14 protein-coding genes are annotated in these 20,915 nt (G+C 38.7%); 7 read left to right on the top strand and 7 right to left on the bottom strand.

The window, feature by feature from the left end; all coding sequences use genetic code 11:
• Positions 1–105: 105 nt before the first annotated feature.
• From DK857_RS11465 to sdhC, 4 genes are read right to left on the bottom strand one after another with little or no spacing between them, the layout of a single operon-like run.
• On the bottom strand, positions 106–822 hold the full coding sequence (locus DK857_RS11465) for a succinate dehydrogenase iron-sulfur subunit (protein WP_006537662.1): 717 nt from the start codon (positions 820–822) through the stop codon (positions 106–108).
• Positions 823–856: 34 nt separating this feature from the next.
• A complete protein-coding gene (gene sdhA / locus DK857_RS11460) occupies positions 857–2,623 on the bottom strand; it encodes a succinate dehydrogenase flavoprotein subunit (RefSeq protein ID WP_023581183.1) in 1,767 nt (588 codons plus the stop codon).
• Positions 2,623–2,967, bottom strand: a complete 345-nt coding sequence (gene sdhD, locus DK857_RS11455) for a succinate dehydrogenase membrane anchor subunit (RefSeq protein WP_006537664.1) — start codon at positions 2,965–2,967, stop codon at positions 2,623–2,625. The genes sdhA and sdhD overlap by 1 nt, the downstream gene beginning before the upstream one ends.
• Complete coding sequence (gene sdhC, locus DK857_RS11450) at positions 2,961–3,341, bottom strand: succinate dehydrogenase cytochrome b556 subunit (RefSeq protein ID WP_129586864.1); 381 nt, start codon at positions 3,339–3,341, stop codon at positions 2,961–2,963. Before sdhC ends, sdhD begins: the two co-directional genes overlap by 7 nt.
• Before the next feature lie 622 nt (positions 3,342–3,963).
• On the opposite strand from sdhC, the gene DK857_RS11445 reads away from it, so the two are divergent.
• Positions 3,964–5,247 carry a citrate synthase gene (locus DK857_RS11445; protein WP_109393447.1) on the top strand — a complete coding sequence of 428 codons (1,284 nt, stop codon included), beginning with the start codon at positions 3,964–3,966 and terminating at the stop codon, positions 5,245–5,247.
• 76 nt (positions 5,248–5,323) lie between these two features.
• Here the strand turns inward: DK857_RS11445 and DK857_RS11440 are convergent, their stop codons facing one another.
• Positions 5,324–6,085 carry an AraC family transcriptional regulator gene (locus DK857_RS11440; protein ID WP_109393446.1) on the bottom strand — a complete coding sequence of 254 codons (762 nt, stop codon included), beginning with the start codon at positions 6,083–6,085 and terminating at the stop codon, positions 5,324–5,326.
• Positions 6,086–6,186: 101 nt separating this feature from the next.
• Here DK857_RS11440 and DK857_RS11435 point away from each other — a divergent pair, with 101 nt between their 5' ends.
• From DK857_RS11435 to DK857_RS11410, 6 genes are all read left to right on the top strand, one after another.
• Positions 6,187–7,317 (top strand): multidrug effflux MFS transporter, encoded by a 1,131-nt coding sequence (locus tag DK857_RS11435; protein ID WP_109402231.1) that lies wholly within the window; start codon positions 6,187–6,189, stop codon positions 7,315–7,317.
• 370 nt (positions 7,318–7,687) lie between these two features.
• The gene (locus DK857_RS11430; protein WP_109402230.1) at positions 7,688–11,416 is read left to right on the top strand and encodes a DUF4132 domain-containing protein; all 3,729 of its coding nucleotides are present in this window, start codon (positions 7,688–7,690) and stop codon (positions 11,414–11,416) included.
• Positions 11,417–11,441: 25 nt separating this feature from the next.
• Entirely contained in the window at positions 11,442–12,551 is a 1,110-nt protein-coding gene (locus DK857_RS11425; RefSeq protein WP_109402229.1) for an ATP-binding protein, read from the top strand.
• 99 nt (positions 12,552–12,650) lie between these two features.
• A complete protein-coding gene (locus DK857_RS11420) occupies positions 12,651–15,233 on the top strand; it encodes a DUF5682 family protein (protein ID WP_109402228.1) in 2,583 nt (860 codons plus the stop codon).
• Positions 15,220–16,374, top strand: coding sequence for a VWA domain-containing protein (locus DK857_RS11415; protein WP_109402227.1), 1,155 nt, complete (start codon positions 15,220–15,222; stop codon positions 16,372–16,374). Before DK857_RS11420 ends, DK857_RS11415 begins: the two co-directional genes overlap by 14 nt.
• Positions 16,371–18,443, top strand: coding sequence for an SWIM zinc finger family protein (locus DK857_RS11410; protein WP_109402226.1), 2,073 nt, complete (start codon positions 16,371–16,373; stop codon positions 18,441–18,443). The genes DK857_RS11415 and DK857_RS11410 overlap by 4 nt, the downstream gene beginning before the upstream one ends.
• A 96-nt stretch (positions 18,444–18,539) precedes the next feature.
• Here DK857_RS11410 and DK857_RS11405 read toward each other — a convergent pair whose 3' ends face one another.
• Positions 18,540–19,283, bottom strand: coding sequence for a type 2 GTP cyclohydrolase I (locus tag DK857_RS11405; RefSeq protein WP_075671627.1), 744 nt, complete (start codon positions 19,281–19,283; stop codon positions 18,540–18,542).
• Positions 19,284–19,505: 222 nt separating this feature from the next.
• On the bottom strand, positions 19,506–19,712 hold the full coding sequence (locus tag DK857_RS11400; RefSeq protein WP_036912074.1) for a YbfA family protein: 207 nt from the start codon (positions 19,710–19,712) through the stop codon (positions 19,506–19,508).
• Positions 19,713–20,915: the final 1,203 nt, after the last annotated feature.

The following is a 20,915-nucleotide window of genomic DNA, read 5'->3' as shown; positions in this document are numbered from 1 at the left end:
TAAGCACTGTCTTACAGTGTTTAAAGGTGCCTTACTATTTTTACCGCAAACGTCTAACTTAGTTTTTCCATTAACCGCCCTAACTATTTTAGGGCGGTTATTATTTTATGCACTACGTTTTAACAACATTGACTTAATATGACCAATCGCTTTTGTTGGATTGAGTCCTTTAGGACATACGCTGACACAGTTCATGATGCCGTGACAACGGAACACACTGAACGCATCGTTAAGATCATCAAGACGAGATTCAGTTTCTGTATCGCGACTATCAATCAAGAAACGATAAGCCGCTAGCAATCCAGCAGGCCCGATAAACTTATCTGGATTCCACCAGAATGATGGGCAAGAGGTTGAACAACAAGCACAAAGGATACAATCGTAAAGCCCATCAAGCTTTTCACGCTGTTCTGGTGACTGTAAGTTCTCACGAGCAGGAGGATTTTTGCCATTATTAATTAAATACGGACGAATTTTCTCATACTGTGTATAGAACTGAGTCATATCCACTATTAAATCACGAATTACTGGTAAACCGGGTAACGGTCTGATCACAATTTTCTTACTTCCTTTCTGTAAAGATGAAATAGGTGTGATACAAGCCAAACCATTTTTACCATTCATGTTCACGCCATCAGAGCCGCAAACACCTTCACGACAAGAACGACGGAACGATAAGGTAGGATCTTTTTCCTTTAGCTGAATTAATGCATCCAACAGCATCATGTCACGCCCTTCAGGAACTTCGAGGGTGTAATCTTGCATATGCGGCGCATTATCAACGTCGGGATTGTAACGATAAATCGAAAATTCAAGTTTCATATTTAAGTCTCCGCAACTTCAATAACACCGCTAATTAATATGTACGCACTTTTGGTGGGAAGGCTTCACGCAGTTTTGGCTGCATATTGACTTCACGTCGTGTCATTGTTTCGGTTTGCGGTTGATATAATGTATGACATAACCAGTTCGCATCATCACGCTCTGGGAAATCGAAACGGCTATGAGCTCCACGACTTTCTGTACGGAAGTTTGCAGACACCGCAGTGGCATAAGCAGTTTCCATCAGGTTGTCTAATTCTAAGCACTCAATACGCTGTGTATTAAACTCACTTGAATTATCATCCAGTCGTGCATTTTGTAAGCGCTCACGAATAACTTTCAGTTCTTCTAAGCCTTTAGCCATTGCATCACCTTCACGGAATACCGAGAAGTTATGTTGCATACAAGATTGCAGTGCTTTACGGATCTCAACTGGATCTTCACCAGAACGGTTGTTTTCCCAGCGATTTAAGCGCGTTAATGCAGCTTCAACATCAGAATCGCTCGCATCACGCATAGTACCTTGTTCCATTAATGACTCTTTTAAGTGAACCCCTGCTGAACGACCAAATACCACGAGGTCTAACAGTGAGTTACCACCTAAGCGGTTTGCACCATGAACAGATACACAAGCAATTTCACCGACTGCGAACAATCCAGGAATAACAACGTCCTCGCCTTTCTCGTTCACACGAATAGCTTGACCCGTTACTTTTGTTGGAATACCACCCATCATATAGTGACATGTAGGTATAACAGGGATTGGCTCTTTAACTGGGTCAACGTGTGCGAAAGTACGAGAAAGATCAAGAATACCCGGTAAACGAGACTCAAGAACTTCTTTACCCAGATGGTCGAGTTTCAATTTCGCATGAGGACCCCAAGGGCCATCACAACCACGACCTTCACGAATTTCAATCATGATTGAACGTGCAACCACATCACGACCAGCAAGGTCTTTGGCGTTTGGTGCATAACGTTCCATAAAGCGTTCACCGTCTTTATTCAACAGATATCCGCCTTCACCACGACAACCTTCAGTTACTAACACACCTGCACCCGCAATACCAGTTGGGTGGAATTGCCACATTTCCATATCTTGCAGAGGAACACCTGCGCGAACCGCCATGCCTACACCATCACCGGTGTTGATATGCGCATTTGTAGTTGACTGGTAAATACGCCCCGCACCGCCAGTCGCTAAAATCGTGGCGTTTGCTTTGAAATAAACGACTTCACCCGTTTCGATGCAGATTGCAGTACAACCGACAATATCGCCATCTTGGTTTTTCACTAAATCCAGTGAATACCACTCTGAAAAGATGGTTGTGTGATTTTTTAAATTTTGCTGATAAAGGGTATGTAACAATGCATGCCCAGTACGGTCAGCGGCAGCAGCTGTACGTGCAGCTTGTTCACCACCAAAGTTTTTTGACTGACCACCAAATGGACGTTGATAAATACGGCCATCATCTAGACGAGAAAACGGGAGTCCCATATGTTCCAGCTCTAAAATTGCTTCAGGGCCGGTTTTACACATATATTCGATAGCGTCTTGGTCACCAATATAGTCGGAACCTTTTACCGTATCGTACATGTGCCATTCCCAGTTATCCTCATGGGTATTACCGAGTGCAACAGTGATACCACCTTGAGCGGAAACAGTATGAGAACGAGTAGGAAAAACTTTAGAAATCAGTGCACAAGACAGACCCATTTGAGAAATCTGTAAAGCGGCACGCATACCTGCGCCACCCGCACCAATAACAACAGCATCAAACTCTCTTACTGGCAGATTCATTACACACCCCACACCACAATTGTTCCATAAATAAGATAAACCAACAGCGCAACAACAATAATCAGTTGTAAAGTCAGACGTAATGCCAGCGGTTTAATATAGTCCGTTAACACTTGCCACATTCCGATCCACGCGTGAATAAGAATAGAAAGCAGAGTCAAGATGGTGAACACTTTGGTTAAGGATGAGCTAAAGAATCCGCGCCATACCTCATAGGTTATTTCTGTTGTAGCAATAAATCCCACAAGATAAAGAACGTATAAAACGATAATAATGGCTGAGGCACGAAGGAATAACCAATCCTGTATGCCAGTACGGCCTAAAGTAGAAGAATTACTTACCATACTAATACCCCCGCCAATATTGATAAAATTACTGTAATAACCATTGATGCTGCCGCTGAATTGCGACCTACAATCAAGGTTTCATCAATAAAGCCGAAGTCCATTAACATATGACGAATACCACCACAAATGTGATACGCCAATGCTGTTAGGATGCCCCACAAAATAAATTTCGCGAAGAAGCCAGTCATAATTTCAGCAGCTTGCTGAAATCCTTCAGGAGAGGAGAGAGAGGTGCCAAGTAACCACAGTAAGATGCCAACTGCGACTAACATGATAACCCCAGAGACACGATGCAAGATCGATGCGATAGCAGGGAGTGGAAACTGTATCGTCTGTAAATCCAGATTGACAGGTCTTTGTTTTTTCACAATTTATGCCCACACAGCTTTTATAATTTTTCCTTCCTCCGGACCTGGATGGAAATCAAACAGCGAATGGGGTACAAAGGCACATTTTAAGTAAAATGTTAAATCCGTCTATTTTACAAAAAGTGTGGATTCGTTACGCTGGTTCTCCATACAACAACGGTTCCGGAGACCTGCGCGCAGTATAAGTGCTTCACAAACTTATTACAATTACCACACAACTTGTGTGCCCGACATTTGCCTCGAACAGTGAGAGGGATCACTATTTAATACATCCGATGCAAAAATGATTATCATTTTTGACACATACACAACATTTTTCTTACATTTACTGCATTATTTTAATGTTTATGTTTTTTTTGTGCGCAAACACGCTTCCAGAAACCTCAAACTTATGTAAAAGTGATAGCAGTACTAATTCTAAGTGCATTGCATAAAAAAGCACCTAAAAAACATAACATCAAAAGCTCCTTAACATAAGTGACACACTATAGACCTAGACATTACGGGCATTAAATAAAACTCGGCTGGGTACCTTACATCAACTATAGTTTCACTATCGAAGTGCATCTTTATGAAGATACCCTCGACTTTGTTAGGAGACATATAAGCGCTAAGGAGATTATAAATGGCTGATAACAAAGCTAAGCTAACGATTGCTGAAACATCTGTAGACTTGGACGTTCTATCCCCTACACTCGGTTCCAAAGTTATTGATATTCGTACTCTCGGCTCCAAAGGTTATTACACCTATGATCCCGGCTTTACCTCAACCGCCTCTTGTGAGTCAAAAATCACTTTTATTGATGGTGATAACGGTATCTTACTTCACCGTGGTTTCCCTATCGGACAATTAGCGACTGAATCAACATACTTGGAAGTCTGTTATATCCTTCTGTACGGTGAAGCACCAACACAGGAGCAATACGATAAATTTAAAACCACTGTAACTCGTCACACCATGATCCATGAACAAATTACCCGACTGTTCAATGGTTTCCGTCGTGACTCACACCCAATGGCAGTACTGTGTGGTGTTACAGGGGCTTTAGCTGCGTTCTATCACGATGCATTGGATGTTAGTAATCCAGTTCACCGCGATATAACGGCTTATCGCCTACTATCAAAAATGCCAACAGTGGCAGCGATGTGTTACAAATACTCGATTGGTCAACCTTTCGTTTATCCAAGAAATGACCTTTCCTATGCAGGTAACTTCTTGCATATGATGTTTGCAACACCATGCGAAGAGTATGTCGTTAACCCAGTACTTGAACGCGCAATGGATAGAATTTTCATCCTTCACGCCGATCACGAACAAAATGCGTCAACCTCAACTGTACGTACTGCGGGTTCTTCTGGTGCAAACCCATTTGCATGTATTGCAGCGGGTATCGCGTCACTTTGGGGACCAGCGCACGGTGGTGCTAACGAAGCTTGTCTACGTATGTTGGAAGAAATTAAAACGGTTGAACACATTCCTGAATTTATTAAACGTGCAAAAGATAAAAATGATTCCTTCCGTTTAATGGGCTTTGGTCACCGTGTTTACAAAAACTACGATCCTCGTGCAACAGTAATGCGTGAAACCTGTCATGAAGTGTTAAAAGAATTAAACCTCAACGACAGCTTACTTGAAGTGGCAATGGAATTAGAACGTATTGCCTTAAACGACCCGTATTTTATTGAGAAAAAACTGTACCCTAACGTTGACTTCTACTCTGGTATTATCCTTAAAGCGTTAGGTATTCCATCCAATATGTTTACTGTTATTTTTGCTATTGCACGTACAATTGGCTGGATTGCTCACTGGAATGAAATGCACGAAGATGGTCTGAAAATTGCGCGTCCTCGTCAGCTTTATACTGGTTATGATGAGCGCAATTTCAAAAGTGAAATTAAAAAGAAATAATTGAATTTTATTAATTATCTTAATAAGCCCCGCTTAAATCGGGGCTTTATATTTTAAAGTTATCGATAAAATTCAATCAGCTTTTCAAATATTCTTGCGGTGTTTGCCCTGTCATTTTTTTAAAAAAGGTAATAAAGGCACTATCACTGGCAAATCCTAATACCTGGCTAATATCAATATAGCGATGATGGGTAGCTAATAATTCAATGGCTTTCATTAATCGCCACTGTTGACGCCATTGCTGATAACTTAAGCCTGTTTCTTTATAAAATAAACGCGTGATCGTTTTTTCACTCGCTCCCACATATTTCGCCATTTCTTGTAACGGTGGAGGCAAATCATCAAATGATAAACGCTTTAATCGCCTATCTTTCGGCATAAATAAATGATTGGGTTGTCGCTGAGCCTGCGTGATTTCATCAAAGAAAACAGCTAATAGATTCGCATAACGCCCTTCTTCCCATTGTGTATCAAAATCAGCCACTGAAATACGCTCAAGAATTTCTCGCAAAAGAGGAGAAAGCGTAAATATCTCACTCTCACTTGGAAATTTATCATGATATTTATCGGAAATATAAACAGAGCGATATCCCACAGATGCATACATTTCGACTCGATGTTCCAATTTTGCGGGGATCCACGCAATTCTCATAGGGGGTAAAACAGAGACCCGAGAGGCTATAGTAATTCGCATACATCCTGACTGCGTAAATAATAATTGCCCTCTATCATGAGAATGAAATCCTGAATCGTGCTTTCCCATTTCTGCTGCAATACCCACAACTGATGCAAGATGCTCTTCTGGCACAAAGTGGTCGTATTGATTAAGCCAAGCCATCACTTGTCCTATTTGAAAAATAATATGTCTTTATGTTTATAACAAGACATTCATTATCTCTGTATTCTGCTCATCAAGATTTAAGGATGTAGGATAAAAAGATGAACAAAAAACTCTCTTTATGGTTAGCAATTGCGTTAATGATGTTTCCACAAATTGCAGAAACCATTTATAGCCCAGCACTTACTGATATTGCAAACGGCTTTCATGTCAGTGCAAACGAAGCTGGGCAAACACTTTCGCTCTATTTCTTTGCGTTTGCATTGGGGGTCATTATATGGGGTCGGTTATGTGATGTCATTGGTCGTCGTCCGACAATGTTAGCTGGATTGTTTATTTACGCTATTGCTTGTCTTGGTGTTTTCATGACACAAGATTTTTCAATATTACTTGGATTGCGTATGCTTTCCGCTTTTGGTGCTGCGGTAGGATCAGTAGGTACACAAACCATTATGCGTGATGTCTATAGTGGTGATGAGTTAGCAAAAGTATTCTCAGTGATGGGAGCCGCTATCGCATTAAGCCCAGCAATAGGTATGTTAAGTGGTTCATTGTTAGTCAGCTATACAGGTTATCAAGGAGTATTTAGTGGCCTAGCTCTCTTGGCTGTGATTTTACTGTTATGGAGTGCTTTTGCTTTACCTGAAAGCCGCCCTGAAACAATAAAAACAGCACCGTTAGGAGAAACTGCAATAAAAATGCTTAAGGATAAGCAAATTGCTAAAACTGTATTATTAATTGCCTTTTTTAATATCAGCCTTTTTGCTTATTATCAATTAGCTCCTTTTATGTTTGATAAACAAGGATATAGCGCAAGCACCTTTGGATATAGTGGCATTGTGTTAGCAATAGGTGTCGGTATTGGCTCTTATATTAATAAAGCATTATTAAATCATCATTGGTCATGTGGAAAATTAGTTTTACTTGCCAGCTTTATTGCATTAGTTAGTGCTGCGGGTGTTTATTTTTTACGTGACCACATTAGCTTTATTATCCCAATGATGACGAGTGTTATTGCTTATGGCATTGCTATTCCAAATATCTTAGCCACAGCATTAGCACGGTATAAAGATCGTTTAGGTACTGCGGGAGCATTATTAGGCTTATTCTACTATTTGTTAATTGGTGGCGGGCTTGCACTTGCTGGATGGGGACAAAGTTTAGCAATCACTTTACTAATTTGTAGTCTAGGTTCATTGCTACTCTCTTTTTCTCGTCAAACGACAAAATAATAAATCTAAAAGAGCTCCTTATGTTTAATGTGGGCTCTTTTTTTTGCTCTTTTTGCTGTTAATTTTTCAATCAATTTAGCTAAGGGTTAATACCTATTTTCTTAAACAGACAATTCTTAAATTTTTCAAATACCACAAAAAACGCCTTTATTATCACTTCTTCATTTTCAGCACTTTTTCCTAATATAGCGTTTTATATATTGCAGAATTGAATATTAATAAAGCTAGGTTAGCTTTTTTAGCGTTTATATCTATAAATTTAACAAATGATATATCTTACCTTCGTTTCCAACAGTGATAATCAAATTGTTCGTTTCGCTATTTCATGGTAAAAAAAACTGTTTATCCATACATAGCTTAAGGAACTGGCGTGATAAAAAAAATCTTAGACATTTTCCCTATTTTTGGGAAAAAAGACGTCGATATTACTGAGAAATATCTCCAAGAATCTCTTGTACTGCTTGCTATATTTGATGAAGAGTTACCTAAACGTACATTAAATTATATACTTACAGGTAAAAACCCTGAAATTCTTTTTGAATTAAATAAACTGGATGCAGCAAAAGCAGCCGTTTATTTTCATCGCGCAGGAACATTAGAATGGTGGTATGCCAGTAATGTTGATACAGGAAAATATAGTAAAGTTATCACCCAAGGTCTGAATGCCCGTCATAAGCTTTACTCTAAAATTGGCGAAAGCTTTTCTTTAGAACAAGTCGCTCGTTATGCAAAAGTCATTGCAGCTGCATGCCAAGATATCAATATCAAAGTGACAACAACTGAAGTGCCAACTTGGGTTATTTACCTGTTAGTTGATGCGTTTTACACCACTTATGATAATGCACGTAATCTTAATTTAGAACATCGTAAACATTGGAGTATGGAATTTATCGCTAATATGGTCGAAGCAGAGGCCAATATTCCAGGCGAAAATGCATTATTCGCAGTATTCGATAGAAAAGATATCTCTGAATATTATGCTTCTAATCTTAAGCGTATTTATGAACTTCATGATTTAAAAGATTATCTACTTTCACATCAAGAATTTATTAGAACGGAATTAGTTGAAAAACTGTCAGCAAATGGTTTAGTTGAGCTAATTAACTATCTAAACAAAAATACGATATTACGCGATACTTTTGCAGATATTATTGTTTTACTTGCCACCAGCAGTTTAAAAACAGTGAAAAAAGCCGCAGAACCTATTTTGAATACCTTACCGGCTGAAATTGTAAAAGAAAATTTAACCCATGTTTTAATGAACGGTACACCAAAACAACGTACACAAGCGGCTGATTTATTTGCTCGCCAAGGTGAAAACCGTGATGTACTTGAAGAAGCGTTAAAACATGAAACCTCAAAAGCGGTCATCAAGAGCATTGAAAGTGCTCTACAACGTTTTAGCGTTGCTGATAACGCAAACACCGTTGATGCCATCGAAGCACCTGATTTTACACCATTAGAAGATACACCATTACCCGATAGTGCCCGTGATATTATGGTCAATAACTTCAATGAGATGTTAGCTAAAGCGAAAGAAAATGCTGAACGCGAAATTGAAGAAAATAAAACATCGAAGCACTCTTATAATTGGGCACAGCGTCATTATAAAGATTTATCTAAGATTAATGAAAAACAATGTCGTGCATTAGTTGATAAGCTCAACAGTGGGCAAGGCACTATTCAGTCGAATGAAATCCAAATTATTAAACACAAAAATCGTATTCCTAATTTGCCAGAATACACATTCTTCCATGCTGTACGTGTGATAACCAACAACCGCCAACATGCCGATCACTTCTCCTCTCACTACTTTAATGGTGATATTCCAGAGCGTTTATTTAGTGATATTGAATTACGACAAGTTGAAAATGTATTAGAAAGATGTAGCTTCAAACGCGCAGCCCGTGTCACAGCAGCACTATGCTTAGAATCTTATCAAGATGGCTTACGCCGTTTTCGTAAACCGGAACAAGTTTGGCCTTTCTTTTCTCAACATACTGATTATATCGCAGAAGCACTAAACTTAATGCCAAACCAAAGCGAACATCGCTATCGCCAATTTGAGATTTCACAAGGAATTGAAGTATTAGGACGTTTCCCAACAATTCCTGCACAATTTGTTCCGCGCATCATGGAATTGGCATTAGGTGAAAATAAAACGCACCGCGTTTCCGCACAAAAATTATTAGAAACACTGCCTAATATTCATTTAAGTGCACAAGAAGGATTAACCTCAAGTAAACAAGAGATCCGTGTTACAGCCATTGAATGGTTAGCTCGCTTAAATAATCCGGACTCCTTACCTGCGCTTAATGCCTTATTGAAAAAAGAGAAACGCGAAGTAGTACGAGCCTCTTTACTCACTGCATTAAAGCAGTTAGGCGAAGATATTTCGATCTACTTATCGCCAAAAACGTTATTAGCAGAAGCTGAAAAAGGCCTTAAAGCCAAAGCACCAGCGAGCCTTGCTTGGTTTAATTTTGAGGCAATCCCTGCATTAACATGGGAAAACAAGAAAGCGGTTGATCCAGCGATTATTCGTTGGTGGATTATTCTGGCAGTAAAACTAAAAATGCCTGGAGGCAACGCACTATTACAACGTTATATCGGCCTACTTTCTACAGATAGCCAACATAAACTTTCAAGCTTTATTCTGCATACCTTTGTTGCTCAGGATATTAAAGGTCCATCACTGGAAGAAGCAATGGTAGAAGCACAACGTGAAGCGCCGGGGCGTTTAAGTAATTATCAAAACTGGGCTAAACGTTATCCTGAATATTATGCTAAATATGAAAACTTCACATTAGAACAAGTGATTGAAGAGATTAAAAATGAGGTATTACGTCGTTATTTAGGCTCTGCAATCAGTGATAAAGGTATGTTAGCGCTTATCTGCGGCATTGAAGGTCATGTTGCAGTATCTGTATTACGTAACTATATGCGTGATCACTATCAGCGCCGAGCTCAAATTGAAGCCATGATTGATGCTGTAGCATCAAGCAATGATCCAATTATCATTCAGCTTCTTCTTTCACTATCACGCCGTTATCGCACGGCATCTGTTCAGGAAAAAGCTCGTAATTTAGTCACGCAAATCGCGGAGCGTAATGGCTGGAGTGCAGATGAATTAGCCGATAGAACTATTCCAACCGCAGGTTTTGATGATACCGGAACATTAGTGTTGGAATATGGTGAACGTATTTTCACTGCAAAAATGGATGCAAAACAAAAACTTGTTCTGTTTAATCCAGAAGGCAAAGAAGTTAAAGCGTTACCTGCAGCGCGCAAAAATGATGATGCGGAGCTGATTAAAGAAGCGAAAAAACTTTTCACTTCAAGTAAAAAAGAACTCAAACAAGTTATTGAATTGCAAAGTGTACGCTTATATGAAGCCATGTGTGCTCAACGTCAGTGGTTAAGCGCGGATTGGCAAGAATATATCTTAGCTCATCCAATCATGCATAAACTGATTGAACAACTGGTTTGGCAAGAAGTGAAAGATGGCAAGGTTATCAATACATTCCGCCCTTCTGATGACGGTGCATTGCTTGATCTTGAAGATGATGAAGTGACTTTACAAAACGATTCGTTGATCCAACTTGCTCACGCAGCATTGGTCAATGAAGATGAACGTAAGGCATGGATCGCTCACTTTAAAGATTACAAAGTGAAATTCTTGTTCTCTCAAATGGAGCATAAGATCCCAGAATTAGATCTGAAACAAACTGAAGTGGAAGATAGAAAAGGTTGGATCACAGACACCTTCACTTTACGCGGTATTTTAACCAAAATGGGTTATCAACGAGGCCCAGCAGAAGATGGTGGCTCGTTCTCTCATTATTACAAATTCTTCTCTAGTTTAAACTACTACGTCAATATCGGTTTCAGTGGTAGCTATGTTCCAGAAGAAAATATTCCAGCTGTATTATTTGATTTAAGCTTTGAGAAAAATCAGCAGAATTACTGGGATCGCAATAATGTTGAGCTAAAAAATGTACCACCGATTCTATTAGCAGAAAGCTATGCGGATTATCTAAAAGTCGCTGAAGCTTGCGCAGGATTTGATCCTGAATGGGAAAAGAAAACACCTTGGTAAAAGATAGGGATAATTAGGAAAGAATATGGCTAAAAAAGCACCCGCAGATCAACAAGCAATTAGGGAAAGTGCTGAGGTTCGATTTGCTCAAGAGCTAGAGCGTTTAACAAAAGCTGATGTTAATAATCCTAAACCACAAGGATGGCTTCGCTCTCCTCGTGCTGTACGCCAATTTATTTTAGGTGATGATGCATTAAGCATCACACCTAAGTTTTTCGGCGATGATGCGTTGGTTGATCGTGCAATTGTCACATTATTGGGTAAACAAGGTTTAATGCTGGTTGGTGAACCGGGTACGGCAAAATCGATGCTCTCAGAGCTTTTCGCTGCTGCCATCAGTGGTGATTCAGGATTAACCATCCAAGGAACTGCTGGCACAACAGAAGATCACATTAAGTATTCTTGGAACTATGCATTGCTATTAGCAGAAGGCCCAACAGAACGCGCTTTAGTGGGATCGCCGCTTTATCAAGGTATGTTACAAGGCAAAATTGTTCGCTTTGAAGAGATAACTCGTTGTCCTCCTGAAATTCAGGATGTGCTGGTTTCTTTGATGTCAGAGAAACAATTGATGATCCCTGAAATGGGTGATGGTGCGCGTATTAGTGCAAAACCGGGGTTTAACCTTATCGGTACAGCAAACTTACGTGATCGCGGTGTTCATGAAATGTCGGCTGCACTAAAGCGCCGTTTTAACTTTGAAACCGTGAAACCTATTCGTGATCCTGCATTTGAAATCAGCCTGATCCAATCGCAGCTTGAGAACGAACTAGGCTCTTTAGCCAATGAAGTCACTGTACCAGCAGATGTTGTGGAATTACTGGTCACAACATTCCAAGAGTTGCGCTCAGGTAATACGAAAGATGGCGGTAATATCAAAACACCAGATGCGGTTATGTCAACCGCAGAAGCTGTGAATATTGCTTACGCTTGTGCCTTAGAAGCGCATTATTTAGGCGATGGAGTGATGAATGCAGGCGCAATTGCCCGCCAATTAATCGGTGTTGTATTAAAAGACAATGCTGATGATATCAAGCGTATTCGTTATTACATGGACAACGTAGCTAGAGAGAGAGCAAGAAACAGTAAAGAATGGAAAGCTTTCTTTGATACATCAAAAGAGTTTTGGCAATAAAACGCTAAAACTCGTGGCTACGCACTAAAATACGTTATTTATCTATTAAAGGCAGAGTTAACTTACTCTGCCTTTTCACCCAGAAAAGGGATCGACACGGTGACGTTACCTTCAATACCTTTGCCAGAAAGAATTGACCAAGCACGACTGAAATGGACGTCGTTACAGCAACAACATCTCTATTTTGCCCCTGTACGCCACCATAGCCCTGCTTGTGCTTATGCGGTTTTATCATTAATTGATTCTGTAAAACCTGACTATATTTTAATTGAAGGCCCAGATACCTTTAATTCACTTATTCCTAGCCTAACAGATAAAGATACCCTGCCTCCCGTTGCGATTATGGGGCAAGCTGAGTATTTGCATAATGATGGTAACCAAGAAGAGCGTGAGAAATCACTGCATTCTGCCTATTTTCCATTTTGTGAATATTCGCCTGAATGGCAAGCTTTGCGGGGTGGTTTGCGCATCAATGCTAAAACACGTTTTATTGATTTGCCTTGGGCTGCACAAGTTAATAACGAAGAGTATAGCGACTCGCAAAGTCGAAGCTTACAAAAAGAACGTTATTTAGCGCATAGCCAGTTTATCGCGCAATTAGCTAAAAAATGCCACTGTCGTGATCATGATGATGTTTGGGAGCATCTTTTTGAATTACGTAGTATTGAAGCCTTAGCTGATTGGCAAACACTTTTTAATGACACCTTTATTTGGTGCGCACTTGCACGTCTTGATTATGAGCCTGAAGTGCTTGAATCTGAAGGATCTTCACAACGTGAAGCACATATGCTCGCTCATATTCAAATCATCAAACAGCAAGAACCCAATGCCAAAATTGTAATCGTCACAGGGGGATTCCATACCCTTGCACTAATTGAAGGCCTAGCTAATTCACAATCTCAATCTTTCGCCATTTCTAGCACAGAACAAAAGCAGTTCACTAAAATGCAAAAAATGGGTGAAAATGAACAAGCTTGGCTTATTCGCTACAGTTTTGACAGACTAGATGCACTTAATGGTTATGCTTCTGGCATGCCTTCTCCTGCATTTTATCAACAAGCTTGGCAAAGTTTGATGCAACAACATCATGATAAATTGGAAAATAATGATGTCGCCAAACAGCCAACTCCAGTTTATCGTAATAAAATGGGGATTGCTTTTCTAAGCTCAGTGGCTCAGGCAATTAGAGAAAAACAATTTGATAATCCACCGAGTTATTTAGCTGTAAAACTCGCAGCCGAACAGAGTTTACGCCTTGCTTTATTAAGAGATCACGCAGGTACAGGTCGCTATGATTTGCTCGATGGTTTACAAAGTGCCTTTATTAAAGGCAGCTTAGATGATAGCCAAAGTGAATTATGGGCTGAAATCAAAACCTGTTTCTCAGGTTATCTCTTAGGTAAAATCCCATTAGGTACAGCAACGCCTCCTTTAGTTAATGAAACCTATGAACGAGCTAGAGCTTTTCGTTTCAAACTTGATGATACTTTAGCAAAAACAACTAAATGCGATGTTTATCGTAACCCGCAGCATCGCTTAAGAAGTCGTTTTTTACATTTATTGGCTTTCTTGGAGATCCATTTTGCACACCGTGTAAATGGTCCTGATTTTCTTTCTGGTCATCAATTAGATCTATTATTTGAAGAGTGGCAATACGCCTGGACACCTAATGTAGAAGGTGAACTGATTTCATTATCAGAGAAAGGCTCTCAACTTGAAGCTATCGCTCTAAATAAGCTGCTATCTATGGAGAAACAGCTTGAAGAGCAAGGGCAAAGCCGTTCGAGCCAGAATGCGGTTACGTTATTAATCCAAGCAGCACTAATTGGACTCCACCAACGCATTCCATCACTCTTTAAACTGTTAGATAGCTATATTCAGCAAGATTTTCGTCTTGAGTCACTAACTCAGTGCGGACATAAACTGATCCATTTATGGCGAGGTCGCCAATATCTTGATATTACTGATGAGCTTTCACTTGAAAATCGCCTACATCAAGTTATTCCACAAGCTTTCTTTTGTTTAGAACAACTGGCTCAAGGTGATGAACAACAACAAGAAAGCAATTTACAAGCCCTGCTCTCTTTACGGGAATTGATTGAATTTATGCCATCGCTCAATAATCAGCATGATTATAAAAGTGATTTCTATCAGCAACTCAATCGCCTTGATGGTCAATTAGATACAGTACCTTTATTAAAAGGTGCAGTAGATGCCTTACGTTATTTAGGTTCATATATTGATGAAAATACGTTAGTTACCACGCTAAATACAACCTTTAGCACCGGCAGTTCTCCTGAACATGCCATTGGCTATTTCGTTGGTATGATGCGAACAGCACCTGAGCTAGTTATCCGCCTTCCGTTATTGGTTGATCACTTAAATACCTTGTTACAGCAATGGGATGAAGAACGATTTATTCAGATCTTGCCTGATCTGCGTTTTGCCTTTAGCCAACTTAATCCCAAACAAAATGCAGAGCTTGCGCAATATATTGCCAACGATATTGGTTTAGATACGCAAGCATTATCCTTATGGCAGTCAGAATTTAGTGCTAAACAGATGCTTGAAGCCACTAAACTCAACCAAAAATTACAACAGCGAATAATGGAACAAGGCATGATTTCTTGGTTTGATGCTAAGAAAATAGAGAAAGGAGATATAAATCATGAGCCAGCATAATGACGATGTGCCTGAAGATAAAATGAAACAAGCAAAACGCTGGCGCCTGATTTTAGGTCAATATGCTGATGATGCTCTTGGGCAAGCGACTTTTAATGCTGATGATTTAAAAGTTGAGCGTACACTCGACTTTCTCTATCGCCGTGAATATCAGCGCCGAGGTCTTCGCCAAGAACGAGGGCGTCATGGATCACTCGATGCATCGCAACTTACTGCGGTAAACTGGCTAAATCAAGCGCGTAAGCTATTCCCTAATAGCACCTTTGAACGTATGCAATCACAGGCTATTGAACGTTACCAAATCAGTAGTTTTCTTAAAGATCCCAATACGTTAAAAGCGATGGAGCCAACAAAAGCGTTAGCGAAAACATTATTAAGTTTACGTGGACGCATGAGTGAAGAAACGCGAGATGCGGTTAAAACGATTATTCGTAAAGTGGTCGATGATATTTTGCGTCAAATTCGCAATAACTTTCGCCAATCATTAACAGGTCGCCGTAATCGTTTTAGACGCTCTTTAGTGCCTAATAGTCGCAACTTTGATTGGCGTGCCACCATCGCTGCAAACTTAAAACATTACGATACTAAAAATCGCCGTTTAGTGATTGAAACTCCTTACTTCAATTCACGGATGCAACAACATTTTCCGTGGGATGTCATACTTTGTGTTGACCAAAGTGCGTCAATGTCTAGCTCAATTATGTATGCGGCTGTTTGTGCCAGCATTTTAGCCTCTTTGCCTGCGGTTAATGTCTCTTTAGTGGTTTTTGATACCCAAGTTGTTGATTTATCGCATTTAGCAGACGATCCCGTTGAAGTTTTAATGACCATACAATTGGGTGGCGGTACTAATATTGCAGGCGCAATGCAATACTGTGAAAGTTTGGTCAAAAACCCTAAACGCACGGTTATTTCACTTATCAGTGACTTTGAAGAAGGTGGCTCATTAAACCGCTTATTAGATTGCACACAACGCCTTAATGGCCAACAAGTTAAATTATTAGGTCTAGCAGCACTTGATGATGAGGCTCAACCTGCTTATGACTCCGCAATTGCACAAAAGCTTGCAGATAGAGGCATGCAAGTTGCAGCGTTAACACCTGAACATTTCGCACAATGGTTGGCAGAGGTAATGCAATGAGTTGGCAAACTGTTTACTTTCATTACGATGAAGATGCGCTCACTGTATTTGCTAATGCAGGATTATTAAGACGCGCCAAAAAAGATGTTGATAACGAAAAAGTTTCTCTCACTGATGCCAATACTGGGCAATTTAGTAGTGATGGACAAAATGTTATTTTACACGAAGCAGGAATTCAACAAGCTAGTTGCGATTGTTCTGCATCAGGTTGTTGCAAACATATTTTAGCCGCTGTTTTATGGCTACAAGCTAATAATAATGCTGATAATTCAAGTAACGATAATAGTGATGAAACATCATCAGAAGCTATTGCGGAGCCCATTGAAATAGCACCTCTGTTACCCACGCTATTTACTCTTGATCCTGAAGCATTAATCAAAAAAGCAGGAAAACCAGCCTGTCGTATGGCGATTAAATTAGTTGAGCAGTGGGAAACACTAACATTGAATTTAGAAGACACAGGGACACAATTAAAAATTCAACTTCCTGATGTTGATGAGCCTGTTATTTTCTTACAAGGTAGTGGCTACGATGGCATGTTATCACCTTTTTCTGACTCACAGAAAAAAGCATTCCACCTTGCTATTGTGGCTAAAATATTTGAACAACATGCTCAACTATGGAGTTGGCCTGAAGATTTAATCATTGTGCAATCTTCAAAGCGCCCTCTCAATGAAGAAGAAACCGCGTTAATTACGACGATTGAACAATTTATTTATGATTTATTACGCCAAGGGCTATCACATATCAGCTTAAGCAGCGCCACTCAATTGCACTTATTGAATATGTCCGCTCGAGCAGAAGGCTTACCTCGTTTAGCGTCTTATTTACGAACATTAAGCACTCAAGTCAAACTATTAGCAGAAAGACATTTCACTATGGATGAAAGCAATGTCTTGCGCTTGCTGGCTCATATTTCAGCCTATCTATTTCAATTATCCAATGCGACGCCAGAACAGTTAAAAGCGTTACGAGGTCAACTTCGTCGTCAATATGATGATAAAAAAACCAGCCTCTCTCTTATCCCTGTTGGTGCAAATTGGTGGACGGCACAAAGTGGTGCATTAGGAGCAACCTTTACCTTTTGGGATAAAGAAGAGAAACAGCTCTTACAAACGACTCAAGCACGCCCTAATCAACTTGATACTCTATTTAATCGTTATAGTGTTTGGAATAGTTTGTCGTTATGGAAACAAACATCCGATAAATTAATGCGTCGCCCTTTTGTATTACAAGAGCCACGTATTTCTGATGAAGGAAAACTGGCAACTATTGGCGAAAGCTTCGCACAAAGCCAAGCTGATTTTCTTGATATTACCGATTATCACAATCTACAAACTGAATTAGGGATCAACAATTGGCAAGAGTTACCAGACTATTTTGCTAATCAACCTGAAGGATTTCTTTCCCCTCTCGTCTTACATATCAAAAGCTATAAGCCATTAATTTGGTATGAAATAGAGCAATGCGTTATTTGGGATGTTTCAGATAATCATGATAATTCAGCCTTCTTACGTCTTTATTGGGAAGGAACAATGCAAAATAATCTGGAAGAATTACGTTATCTCACTAAGCGAGAATTAGAGATAGTAGCAGTTACTGTTCAGCCTGTTCGACGTGATTTAAATATGGATTTATTGCCAACGACTCTTTGGCTCAAAACGGAAAAAGGCATTGAAATGTTTTATCTCGATTTTGACCAATTTCCACGAAAGAAAAAACAATCAGGATTTATTAGTCGTATTCAAGAATATATGGCTAAGCGTAAGCAACAAACGGCAATGCATCACAGTGAACCGACATTAGCACAAAAGTTCTGTCGCCCTATTTTGTCTGTATTAGAAGCCCAAGCATGTACTGGGCGGGAATTACTTTCTGAAATGCAAAAAGAGCAGTTAGAAATAAGCAAGCATACTGCTGACGATTTAGGAATGACATTAATTGCCAACCAATTAGCTCGTTACCTGGCATTAACTACTCGTGACTCTCAAGCTTTATTACAGTTAATTTGGCTATGCGATAATCTGCAACAATTACAAAGCCCATTGCCTATTCAGCTTAATGAGTAATAAATATCCCCCAGCATAGCCGAGGGATTTATATATACAAAAAAAGCTATCTCTCTTTAATTAGAGAGATAGCTTATAAAATAAGAATAAGTAGGCTTACGCTGGATTATCAATATCAACAAATGTCACATCGAAGTGATGTGTTTGAGCAAGCCATTCACCTAATGCTTTAATACCATAACGCTCTGTTGCATGATGACCAGCTGCAAAGAAATGAACGCCCATTTCTCTTGCGATATGAATAGTCTGTTCTGAGACTTCACCTGTCACAAAAGCATCTACACCTTGCTCTGCAGCATCTTGAATAAAGCCCTGTCCGCCGCCCGTACACCAAGCAATATTACGAATAGTTTCAGGAGCATTATCACCGCAATGCAATACATTGCGTTGTAACGCTTTTTCTAAACGTTCTTTTAATTCAGTTGGCGTTAAAGGTAAATCAAACACACCTTTAGGTACTAACGGTAATATTTCACCTTCAACTTTAACGCCCATTTTTAACGCTAATTGAGCATTGTTACCTAAAATAGGGTGAGCATCTAACGGCAGGTGATAACCAAAAAGATTAATGTCATTACAAAGTAATGTCTTTAAGCGGTTGCGCTTCATTGAACGAATAACAACGGGCTCATTTTTCCAAAAGTAACCGTGGTGTACTAAAATTGCATCAGCGTTTAATCGCACAGCTTCATCAAGTAATGCTTGGCTTGCAGTCACACCCGTTACTATTTTTTGAATATGAGGGCGGCCTTCGACTTGAAGTCCATTAGGCGCATAATCTTGAAAGTTCTCAATACTTAACTTCTCATTAATCACTAATTCCAGATCAGTATTCTTCATTTCATTTATTTCCCTGTTATCACGAATGCCACTATTTATATAACAATAAGATAAATAGCAATAGGTTAATGGCATTCGTTTAAATGACTCATTATTGTTTATTGTAACGTAAAAATTGAAGATTATTTGAGGATAAGAAAAAACAAGAAGGTCGCATCAGAAAAGTGCTTAAAAAGGGATAAAAATAACGCCTACTTTTGTAGGCGTTATCTTAATATTCTGTTATTTGTGACTATTTAGCGCCACTTCCGATTTTGCCAGCCAAACTGGTTTATCACTTGTTTTAGACCATACACGGTGTATATAGCTATAAAATTGTGCGCGTTTAGGATGGAAAATCATAACAGGAAATGCCACAACACCTAGCGCAACAGCACCAGTACGACGGGCTAAAACATGTTTTTTTGTATATTCGTTATAAGCTGGCATAGTGCTCTCCTGTATAGAGATTAATTTGATAACTGAAATTTTACCTCATTTGATGAAATTTTACTACTGATCAGACCACTCAATTCGTGCGAAAAATCACCTTTATTTTGCTTGATATGTAATTAAATTTCAGAACAGAAACAAAAACAAAACATAAATAACACAATTATTAACAAATTTAGATCGGTATTTTTACTAAATGAAAGTTGTAGTAAATAATTTCGAGGATAAATTATCAAAAAAGAAAAAATCAAATAAGAGAAGAAGAATATTCAAGAATGCGGGTTTTTATCAATTACAAACTCACTTTGTGAAACGCTAAGCAACTCTCTAATCTCTTTTACATCAGCAACATTAAAGTGAGTCACTCTCGATACCTTTTTATCGCCATTTTTACAGCTGCTTCTAAAGAAGCTTTTAAATCATCGAAGAAAATCATATCACTCCATTCTTACCTGTAAATATTAATAATTTAATTCTTATTGTATTAAATTAAAAAAATAAATGTGATTAGAGTTAAAATAAAAATGAATTCGGCTAAATTTACAAAAAATAAATACTGAATACCAACATAGAAAAAATATTTAACAAAAAATACCTTATTTAATTTATGCATAATAAATCCTCAGTTAATTTCACCAAAGGAAAAATATGTGAGGGTAAGAAAAAAGCTTACAGTTAAAGAAGCAGGTGAAAAAGCAATTAATGATACAAATTACTTCTTTAATAAAACCAGCAGACCTATTTTTATAAATAAAATGAATAATTATGATTTAAAAATATGTCATTTTCGATCTATGATTAGTCAATATTGTTTAGCATGGAATAATTATGAACACTATTTAAATGATGATAAGTGCTATATTTTTTGTTTTAAATACATAACATTACCTAACAACAGCATCATAAACAAACCTGAATCTACATGTATATGTACTTACAATATATTTGATAACTGCATTTCTATTGAAATAATACAAAGTTTTGCTAGAAGTAATAGCATTATAAATGGAAACATAATGAAGTATTCACTAATCACATTATTTTTAACAAGAATAGAGGGTAATGGTATATACTTAATTAATCCTGTTAATGAAAAAATTAAAAAACTATTATATAAATACTTTTGGATTTAGTGATATTCATAAAGATGGAAGTATACTTTTTATTTCTTTAAAAGAATTAACAAATTGGTACTTAGCA

Source organism: Proteus terrae (assembly GCF_003144325.1).
GTDB classification, from domain to species: Bacteria; Pseudomonadota; Gammaproteobacteria; order Enterobacterales; family Enterobacteriaceae; genus Proteus; species Proteus terrae.
This window is presented reverse-complemented; position numbering and strand designations above follow the sequence as displayed.